At 74.4% G+C, this 2,360-nt stretch carries 1 protein-coding gene and 1 pseudogene; both read left to right on the forward strand.

Going from position 1 to position 2,360, the window contains the following annotated elements; all coding sequences use genetic code 11:
• Window positions 1-1,925 (forward strand): annotated as a pseudogene (locus tag HG542_RS32230) (histidine kinase); the annotation flags it as partial.
• Between the two features lie 9 nt (window positions 1,926-1,934).
• Window positions 1,935-2,348, forward strand: a complete 414-nt coding sequence (locus HG542_RS32235; RefSeq protein ID WP_009714795.1) for a roadblock/LC7 domain-containing protein — start codon at window positions 1,935-1,937, stop codon at window positions 2,346-2,348.
• Window positions 2,349-2,360 lie beyond the last annotated feature (12 nt).

Consider the following 2,360-nt stretch of genomic DNA (forward strand, 5'->3'; position numbering starts at 1 on the left):
CCACTCCGGGCGGTCTGCCGGCCCGTGGCGGTGCCGGCCTCGGCCCGAGCGGCGGTGCCGCGGCGGGCAGCCTCTTCGACACCACGCCGCGCGGCGGTGCGGGCCGCAAGGGCGGCGCCGTGCCGCCTCCGGCGGGGGCGGACAAGCAGGCTCCGCAGCTTCCGGCCCGGGGCCAGGCCCCGAGCTGGGGCAACTCCGGCGGCCCCGCCGGCCGCAAGGCACAGGCCCCCGTGGACGACTGGCCGATGTCCTCGCAGGAGACCCCGCGCGGCCACGAAGACGCCGAGGGCACGGGGCAGTTCGCCCAGCCGGCCCCGGGCGGCGCCACGCTGTCCGGCGGCCCGGGCGACACGGCCCAGTTCGCGCCCATCACCGACGACACCCCGGCCCCGGCCGGAACGTCCGGCGGCACCGGCCAGTTCGCGCTGCCCGGTGGCCCGGGCGACACCGGACAGTTCGAGGTACCGCCGCGCGGCACCTCGGACACGGGCCAGAACCCGTTCCCCGCACGGGGCAACGCGTCGGACACCGGACAGAACCGGTTCCCCGCGCCCGGCAACCCGTCGGACACGGGCCAGAACCAGCTGCCCACCACCACGGGCCAGTTCGCCCTCCCCGGCGGCCCGTCCGACACCGGACAGAACCACCTCCCGGGCGACACCGGCCGGTTCCCCGTGCCCGGCAACCCGTCCGACACCGGACAGAACCACCTCCCCGGCGACACCGGCCAGTTCCCCGCACCGGGCAACGCGTCGGACACCGGACAGAACCGGTTCCCCGCGCCCGGCAACCCGTCGGACACGGGCCAGAACCAGCTGCCCACCACCACGGGCCAGTTCGCCCTCCCCGGCGGCCCGTCCGACACCGGACAGAACCACCTCCCGGGCGACACCGGCCGGTTCCCCGTGCCCGGCAACCCGTCCGACACCGGACAGAACCACCTCCCCGGCGACACCGGCCAGTTCCCCGCACCGGGCAACGCGTCGGACACCGGACAGAACCGGTTCCCCGCGCCCGGCAACCCGTCGGACACGGGCCAGAACCAGCTGCCCACCACCACGGGCCAGTTCGCCCTCCCCGGCGGCCCGTCCGACACCGGACAGAACCACCTCCCGGGCGACACCGGCCGGTTCCCCGTGCCCGGCAACCCGTCCGACACCGGACAGAACCACCTCCCCGGCGACACCGGCCAGTTCCCCGCACCGGGCAACGCGTCGGACACCGGACAGAACCGGTTCCCCGCGCCCGGCAACCCGTCGGACACGGGCCAGAACCAGCTGCCCACCACCACGGGCCAGTTCGCCCTCCCCGGCAACCCGTCCGACACCGGACAGAACCACCTCCCGGGCGACACCGGGCAGTTCGCCCTGCCGCACTCCGGCGAGCACCCGAACAGCACGACCGGCCAGTTCACCCAGCCCGGCCTCGCCGAGGACCCGCTGGGAAGCAACACCGGTCAGTTCGCCGTGCCCGCCGGGTCCGGTGACACCGGGCAGAACCGTCTGCCCGCCGCAGGCGACGAGCGGGCGCCGCTCTTCGAGGAGCTGGAGTCGCACTGGTTCCGCGGTGCGGCCGGCGAGCAGCAGGCCGGTGACGGCGAGCAGCCGCGCCCGGCGGCGGCCGCCGCCCCCGCGCCGTCCGCGAACGACGAGCGCTGGCGCCGCGCCGAGCAGGTCCGCGAGCCCGCGGCCGGAGGCATCACCGCCTCGGGTCTGCCGCGCCGCGTGCCGCGTGCAAATCTTGTCGAGGGAACGGCCGAACAGGGCCAGACCACCCCGACCGGTCCGGCTGTCTCGCGTGCGCCCGACGACGTGCGCGGCCGGCTGACCAATCTCCGCCGGGGCATCCAGCAGGGACGTCAGGCCGGCAACGGCCCGACCACCGGCAGTCACAATGTTGGCCCCACTTACCAGCAGGAGCGTTAGTTGAGTCCGATGAGCCAGGCGGCACAGAATCTGAACTGGTTGATCACCAACTTCGTGGACAACACCCCGGGGGTGTCCCACACGGTGGTCGTCTCCGCCGACGGCCTTCTGCTGGCGATGTCCGAGGGCTTCCCGCGCGATCGCGCCGACCAACTGGCCGCCGTCGCCTCGGGACTGACCTCGCTCACGGCCGGTGCGTCCCGGATCTTCGAAGGGGGCGCGGTCAACCAGACCGTGGTGGAGATGGAGCGCGGCTTCCTCTTCATCATGTCGATCTCGGACGGTTCGTCCCTGGCCGTCCTCGCACACCCGGAGTGCGACATCGGCCTCGTGGGCTACGAGATGGCCCTCCTGGTCGACCGCGCAGGCAACGTCCTGACCCCGGATCTGCGCGCCGAACTCCAGGGCAGCCTGCTCAACTGACCGCGCACGCCG

The sequence above is a fragment of the Streptomyces morookaense genome (assembly GCF_013030945.1).
GTDB lineage: Bacteria > Actinomycetota > Actinomycetes > Streptomycetales > Streptomycetaceae > Streptomyces > Streptomyces morookaensis.

Excerpts from the sequence above, each read along its gene's own strand:
- HG542_RS32235 (WP_009714795.1), top strand. The coding sequence starts at position 1,935 with ATGAGCCAGGCGGCACAGAATCTGAACTGGTTGATCACCAACTTCGTG.